The sequence below is a fragment of the Actinospica durhamensis genome, from assembly GCF_018139695.1.
Classification (GTDB): domain Bacteria; phylum Actinomycetota; class Actinomycetes; order Streptomycetales; family Catenulisporaceae; genus Actinospica; species Actinospica durhamensis.
Map to the genome: position 1 here is coordinate 1 of NZ_JAGSOG010000365.1, position 7,112 is coordinate 7,112.

The following is a 7,112-nucleotide window of genomic DNA, read 5'->3' on the forward strand; positions in this document are numbered from 1 at the left end:
CCGTCCTGGTCGCCGTAGGCACTGTCGGCCGCGACCGCGCGAAACGGGAACCCGGCCGCCTCCGCACGGCGTGCCAGCTCCGCCCCGATCTGCAGCTTCGTGCGAAACCCCGGGTCGTTCTTCCCCTTGTCGAAATGCTTGGCGGGCGTGTAAGGATCCGCATGCAGTGGGTAGTAGAGGTTTCCGTCGCTCCAGAGCGTGGTGACGGTGACCACGCCGTTGTCCGTCTTGCCATAGCGCCCCAGCCACTGGTGCCCCACGTGCGCGGTCTTGGTGCCGTCCTTACGGTCCCCGGAGTCGTCGATCGCCAGCACCCCGCCGGGGTGCGGCGCGGTCGCCGGGCCGGTGCGCAGCAGCTCGAGCCGACGGTCGTTGACCTGCTCGTGCTCCCAGCGGGCCTCGGAGAGGAAGAACTGCAGCCGCTGCACCGCCGGGTGCTGCGCGCCGGCCACCGGCTCCGCCCCGGCCAGAGCAGTTAACGTCTTGTTCCGATCCCTCGGTGCAAGCAGGCCCGTGAGGTACTCGCGAAACCCGCGGCGCTGCGCCAGGGACCGGAACACGTCATCGAACCGCGCCGCGTACCCCTCCAACGGTCCCGGCGCCGCCGGGACCGGTTGCCGCCTTGTCATCGCACCCCCATCGTAGAACGCCTCTACCAGGGCATACTGCGGAACGGACCCCCAGTCAACAAACTACCGCTAGCGGGACATCGAGCTAGCGCGAGATGTGGCGGCCGAAGACGAACTTCTCGAACGGCGCCGTCGGCATGGTGGTCGTGCCGTCGTGCGCGGAACCGGTCTCGTTGCTCACGGCCGGAACCGCGAAGTACTGCATCGTGATGGTCGTCTCGCCGCGGCGCTTGCCGGGGTCGACGTCGAAGATCGCGTAGCCGTACGCGTCGCTCGCGTTGCGGGACGCGGACCACGGGGCGTCCTCGATCGAGTCGGCGGCGTTGCGCTTGAAGCCGGCGGCCTGCGAACCGGTGATCGCGTTGCGCTGGGTGATGACCTTGGCCTGCGGCACGCTGGTCGCGGTGTCCTCGCCGTAGGTGTTGGTCGGGCCGTTGGTCCCGCCGCCGCCGAGCACCAGGAACACGGTTCCCGTGGCGGTGTCCCAGGCCGGGACGCCGTCGACGGTGGAGTACTGCGTCGTCGCGACCGCCGGCCGCCGGGTGTCGACCGCGTCGCCGGCGGTCTGGCCCGGGTTGGGCGAGACCACGGTGCCGTGCGCGCCGGCGTCGTAGCCGCGGACCGGGTAGCTGCGCTCGTAGTCGTGCTCGTGGCCGGAGAGCACCAGGTCCACCTGGTAGTGGTCGAACAGCGGCAGCCAGGCCCGGCGGATGCCGAGGTCCGAGCCGTTGCCCGGGAGCGAGGTGGACAGCGCGCACTGGTGCATGAACACCACGATCATGTCCACGTCCGGGTCCCGGCGCGCGTCCGCCAGCGTCCGCTCGAGCCACTGCGTCTGCAGGTTCGGCGTTCCGTCCGAGTGGTCCGGCACCGCGGAGTTGTCCTGCGCCACGATCTCCAGGTCGCCGGTGTACCCGTGGTTGTAGGTGACCGTGCCGTTGGGGATCTGCGCGCCCGACGAGGTGGTCTCGGGAACGGCGTCGGCGGCCGCGTTGAGGTAGGCCGAGCCGCCGTCCTGGTAGATCACGTCGTCGGCGTCCAGCGAGATGAACTTCACCGTGCCGACCTGGAAGCTGTAGAAGTTGCCGCGCAGGTGGTTGCCGTCCCAGTTGGTCACGCCGTTGTCCGGCAGCAGGAACCGGCTCAGGTAGTGGCCGTACCCGTACGGGCCGTTCCAGTAGTTGCCGGCCGCACCCTGCGCCGCGACGCCGCCGGGCGCCTGGCCCGCGTGTCCGGAGTGGTCGCAGACCCCGAACTCGGTCTCGTGGTTGCCCAGCGCGGGCATCCACGGCCGGTTCGCGGCCGAGCGCGCGACGTTGACGCCGAAGTCGCGCCAGACCCCCGGAGCGTTCTCGATGTCCAGGTTCGCGTAGCAGAGGTCTCCGTTGAGCAGGTGGAACAGCGGCGCGGGGCCGCCGTCGCCCGGGTTCTCGATGGCGCTCACGGCGTAGTACGAGTTGTCGCAGGACTCGTGCCAGATGTTGCCCGAGGCGTTCAGATCCCAGGACGGGGTGGACAGGTCGCCGTAGCTGGAGAAGCGGTACTTCGCCCGGCCGAACGGAGCCGTCTCGAAGGATGCCCCAGCCGTGGACTCCTCGGCCGCACCGTCGCTGACCTGGTAGTAGTACGTGGTGCCGGGCTCCAGACCGCCCAGCTGCACGTGGTAGAAGTAGGTCGTCTGGCCGTTGAGACCGTCGGTGAAGCTCACCGCCGAGGCCTTCTCGTACCGGCGGGCCACGTCGAGCGGCGCCGGGTCGGGCAGCTTCACCAGGTGGCCGCGATTGTGCGCGGTGATCGGCGAGGTCGAATAGGCCAGCGTCGGCGCGGGCTGCGCGACGGTGCCCGGAGCCGACCAGGACACGGTCACCGAGGTCGCCGGGTCAGCGCCCCAGGTCAGCAGGAGCTGCTCGGGCTCCGTGGTCGTGGGCAGCGGCAGCGTGGTGGTCGGCGGCCCGGCCGGCGCGCTCGCGGCCAGCGCGTCCTCGGGCAGCACGACGCCTTCACCCACGCCGACGATGGCCACGGCACTGATACCGGCCGCGCCGGCGAGGAAGCCGCGCCGGGAGAACCCGGACTCGTCCGTGCCCGCCTCGGCTGATTCTTCAACTACTGACTCATCCATTCCCGCGACGATAGAAGGGACAGGTGAACGCCCCGTGGCGGGATGCTTGCGGTCAGGCTGACGCACGCAGGATGAGTCGGGGGCGTGCGATGCCCTCCACCGCCGGGACCGGCTCGCTCACCAGGTCCAGCCGGGCCGCGACGGCTTGCGCCAGTTCCCGGCCCTGCTCCGCGTAATCGAAGCCGATGGTGCTCAGCGCCGGAATGCTCACCCGCGCCGTGGCGACGTCGCCGACACCGATGACCGCGATGTCTTGCGGGGCCCGCAGGCCGCGCAGGTGCAGGCCGGCGAGCACCGCGATGGCCGTCTCGTCGTTGTACGCGCACACTCCGGTGACCGATTCGGCGACCCAGTCGTCCACGGCTAGGGCGGCGGCTTCGGCGTCCATCTCGACTTCCCGCGCGACGGGTTCGGCCAGCCCGCTATCCGCACACTCCGCCGCGACGCCGCGCAGCCGCTCCTGAACCCGCCACTGGCTCGCGTGCCCCCCGGGCAGCGCGTAGCCGAGGCGGTCGCGTCCCAGACTGATGATGTGCCGGGCCTGAAGCCGGCCGATCTCCTGCAGTCCGGCGCTGCCCTGTTCCCCGGCCCCGAGCACCACTTCGGCGCCCGCGCGCCGCAACGCCTGGGCCGTCTCGTCATCGAAGGGGATCAGGCTCACCACGGCCGAGGCGTCCACCGCGGCGCACAGGTCCGGCAGTGGTCGGCCCTCGGCGAGGTGCGTGACCAGGGACAGGCCGTACTCCGCGAGCGCGGCGGCGAACTGCTCGATGAAACGCGAGAGGTTCGCCGAGATCGGCACGCCCGGGAGCGCGAGCAGCACCACGTCGCTGCGGCCGGCTGCCAGCGAACGGGCGGAGGCACGCGGGCGGTAGTCGAGCCGCTTGGCCGCCTCCAGGACCCGCCGCCTGGTCTCCTCGGGGATCGTCTGTCCGCGGGTGCCGTTGAGCACGAAGCTGACCGTGGTCTGCGATACCCCGGCTTCCCGTGCCACGTCGCTGCTGGTGATCCGGCTGGGGGCTCGTCGCATCGCTTCCTCGTTCGTGGGGCCTCAACTCTAGCGCCGATCGGGCGGGACGCGTCGAGGCCGGGGGCGGAACGCGCGCGGCGGTCCGTCCCCGGCCTCGAGTGTCGATCGGCGGCAGGACCAGGGTCAGCCGACGAGCAGCTTGGCGCGCAGCTTCGCGATGGTCTGCGGGCTCAGGCCAAGCCCGTGCACGGCGTAGTTGTACATCGAGCCGTAGCTGGCGGTGACCTGGTCGAGGCCGGCCTGCAGGTAAGAGGCCTGCACCTGCAGCATCGGGGCGTAGATCGCGGACTCGGCCGCGGGCATGGAGGCGAGCTCGGCCTGGATCGCCGGGGAGTCGTAGTAGTAGGTGTTGCTCAGCAGGTAGTCCTGCATGACGGTGTCCTGCGGAACGCCGAGCAGGGTGAGCAGCACGGCGGTGGCCCAGCCGGTCCGGTCCTTGCCCGCGGTGCAGTGGAAGAGCGTGGCGCCCTTGCTGTCGGCGATGCCGTTGAGCAGCGTGCCGAACTGGGTCCGCGCGTTGGCGTCGGTGACGAAGAACTGCTCGAGCTGCTGCATGTATTGCTCGGCCGAGGCCGGGCTGGTCAGCGTCGGCGTCAGAGAGATGTCGGCCATGACGTTGAGGTTCGTGTAGGTGGCGCCGGCCGGAACCACGTCCGCACCCGCGGCGATCTCGCTGGTGGTGCGCAGGTCGTAGTCGTTGGTGATGCCCAGGGTGTCGACCACGGCGAGGTCGCCGGAGCTGAGCGAGAGCGCCTGGGAGCGGTAGACCGAGCCCATGCGCACCCACTGGCCGTCCGTCGTGCGGTAGCCGCCGACGTCGCGCAGGTTCGGGTCGCTGGCCAGCCCGAGGTCACGAACGGAGAGCACGAGCGGCTGGCCGATCGCCGGCACCAGCTTGATCCACTCGCCGTACTTGGCGGTGACCGTCAGCGTGTCCGTGGTCTTGCCGAACCCGAGGAAGCGGGTCTGGGTCTTGGCGGTGGTGCCGGCGAACACGGCCACGACGCCGAGCGGGTGCGGGGCGGACCAGGTCACGGAGAGGGTGCCGGCCGAAGTTCCCGCGACGACGTCGGCGGAGCTGAACGGAACGGAGGTGAAGGCGCTGGCGAGCTCGGAGCTGTGCGCGGCCGGCTGCGCAGGCGCACTCGCGGCGACGGCAGTGCCGGCGCCGCCGGCGACGAGGGCGGCGGCAGCGAGCAGCGCGCCGCCGCGGTTCAGGCGGGAAGAAGTGTTCATGGGCCGGAGGCTAGGTCACTAATGCGAATTAGTGAGGCCGTGGAAGCACCGCGGAGATGACCGGACGGCGAAGTAGGGATGAAGTACTCGGCAGGTGGGGCGGCCTTTTGTCCGTTTCGCCGCCCCGCCCCGTCCGCGAATTCGACTCGAGGCCACGCCCCGGGGCAGCGGGCTCATATTGTTCTTACGTTGATGTCCCGGTTCGTCGACCGCGACCACGACCACGTGGTGGCACGGGACTTCTCCGGACTCGGATCAGGGTTCAGCGGTGCCCGTGGAGCTCCGCTTGGGCGTCGGCTTCGGGTTCGATTTCGGGTTCGATTTTGGCTTCGACTTCGGGTTCAGGTTCGGTGTGGCGGTCCCCGTGGACGTTTTCGGTGTCGTTGCCGACTTCGTCGGACGGGCCCTGCGCGTCGTGCTGGAGTCGCCCGTGCCCCGCGTACCACCTCCGCCGGTCATGGCCCCGCCACCGCTCGCGCCCGTCTTGGCGGTGCCCGTCTTCGCGCCCGCAGTCTTGGGACCAGGCGCCTTGGAACCCGCCGTTTTCGTGCCCGCCGTCTTGGAGTCCGCTGCCTTGGCCCTGCCGCCACCGGTCCTCGCCCCCGTACCACCGCTGCCCTCGGCCCCACGCTCGGCGCCACCCGCTCTCGGCGTACGCGGCGCGGCCGCGGTTCGAGTCCGTCCCTTGATACGCTCGCGGAGCAGTTCGGCGTGCCCGCTGTGGCTCGCGTACTCGGCGGCCATGTGGATCAGGACCCAGCGAAGGGTAACCTCACCGTAGCTCTCGGTGTGATACTGGGCGTCGAGCGGCAGCCGCGCGACCGCGTCCCGGGCGGCCTGCTGTTCGGTGAGCAGCACGGCCCAGTCGTGCTCCGCGTGGGCCGCTTCGGCGTGTTCGAACGCGCCGTCGCGATGCTCCGACGGGGCGTGGCGAGGCTCGATGTCCTCTCCACCCAAGCCACCGAGTCGGCGCAGCAGCCAGGTGCGCCGCGGAGCGGGCGCGAAATGCGGTTCGACCCGCTGGCCGCCAAAGCGGCGGCGGAACCAGACGCGTTCGGAGTCGGCCAGGTGCCGGGCCAGGCCCAGCATGGACAGGTTCGAGGGCGGGCAAGCGCGGCGGGCGAGCTGCTCGGCGTTGAGACCGGCGCAGGTGACCAGAAACCGAGCCCGGTGGTGGTCGAGGAAGCCGTGCAACATCGCGTGCTCGTCGCCGTACAGCGGCCCTTCGACCTCCGTCGCGGCGGGTACCTTCCAGACCACCCTCGATCCCTTCCGCATGGGGGGACGACCGCGTGCGCTGGCTGAATTATGGCAGTGCCAGTGGACTTCGTCAGCATCGGCACGGGGGCGCGAAAGCCTTCGAACAACGAGTTCTCGCACGTGCTGCGAGGTTGCCGGATATGAAGGAAATGCCCTCGCGGCAATGCCTGTCCTTGCGCCATCATCGGTTGTATGGATGTTGTCGTTCAGCGCGTGCGCACGTCGTGGACCAAGGAGTCCCGTGGAGGGCCCGCAGCCGCGGTGCGCAACGCGACCCCGGCATCCTTCGCCCTGCCGCCCGACCTCACCTCCGGCCTGCACGAAGTCCTGATCTCGGAACGCACCGGATTCAGCCCGCAGACACGCCGAGGGGACATGTCAGACTCCGGGTTATCGCTGCGCGAGCTCGACGGGACGCTTCGAGTGAGTCCGCCTGTGACATCCTTCTTCAGCATGCCGCGGCGGAACCGGCGACCGCCCGCGGTCCGGCTCGCTCGCGGGCAGTGGCTGCGGTGGCGAATTAACTACAGGCTCATCGGCAGTTCAGGCGGCCAGTGGTCCTACCGCCTGGACACCTTCAACGTCTGCTACGGACTACCGGCCTCGCCCGACGTGCTCCTTGGCACCCCAACTCGAAGCGTAGACGAACTCGGATACCTTCGCTGAGCCGCAATCAGTTCTCCGCAGCCAGTGGCCAGGCGGCCGGACGAGGTTGTCCCGAGTCTCGTGGATCTTCGGTGACGGTCTGGGTTGATTCTATGCGGCGCGCAGTTGCTTGACGGGCTTGTCGGCGTGCTCCGTCCGGGTGGTTTCTTCGAGTGCTGTGATCAGGGCG

General features: G+C 70.0%; 5 protein-coding genes. All 5 read right to left on the reverse strand.

What is annotated here, in order from left to right; all coding sequences use genetic code 11:
* A partial coding sequence (locus tag KDL01_RS37495; RefSeq protein WP_212533471.1) for an IS701 family transposase occupies nucleotides 1-629 on the reverse strand: 629 nt, incomplete at its 3' end.
* Nucleotides 630-714: 85 nt separating this feature from the next.
* Complete coding sequence (locus tag KDL01_RS37500; RefSeq protein ID WP_212533472.1) at nucleotides 715-2,751, reverse strand: purple acid phosphatase family protein; 2,037 nt, start codon at nucleotides 2,749-2,751, stop codon at nucleotides 715-717.
* 52 nt (nucleotides 2,752-2,803) lie between these two features.
* Nucleotides 2,804-3,781 carry a LacI family DNA-binding transcriptional regulator gene (locus tag KDL01_RS37505; RefSeq protein WP_212533473.1) on the reverse strand — a complete coding sequence of 326 codons (978 nt, stop codon included), beginning with the start codon at nucleotides 3,779-3,781 and terminating at the stop codon, nucleotides 2,804-2,806.
* A 123-nt stretch (nucleotides 3,782-3,904) separates the two neighbouring features.
* Nucleotides 3,905-5,017, reverse strand: a complete 1,113-nt coding sequence (locus KDL01_RS37510; protein WP_212533474.1) for a tyrosine-protein phosphatase — start codon at nucleotides 5,015-5,017, stop codon at nucleotides 3,905-3,907.
* A gap of 255 nt (nucleotides 5,018-5,272) precedes the next feature.
* Nucleotides 5,273-6,277, reverse strand: a complete 1,005-nt coding sequence (locus tag KDL01_RS37515; RefSeq protein ID WP_212533475.1) for a DinB family protein — start codon at nucleotides 6,275-6,277, stop codon at nucleotides 5,273-5,275.
* Between the last annotated feature and the right edge of the window lie 835 nt (nucleotides 6,278-7,112).

Excerpts from the sequence above, each read along its gene's own strand:
- KDL01_RS37510 (WP_212533474.1), bottom strand. The coding sequence starts at position 5,017 with ATGAACACTTCTTCCCGCCTGAACCGCGGCGGCGCGCTGCTCGCTGCC.
- KDL01_RS37505 (WP_212533473.1), bottom strand. The coding sequence starts at position 3,781 with ATGCGACGAGCCCCCAGCCGGATCACCAGCAGCGACGTGGCACGGGAA.
- KDL01_RS37500 (WP_212533472.1), bottom strand. The coding sequence starts at position 2,751 with ATGGATGAGTCAGTAGTTGAAGAATCAGCCGAGGCGGGCACGGACGAG.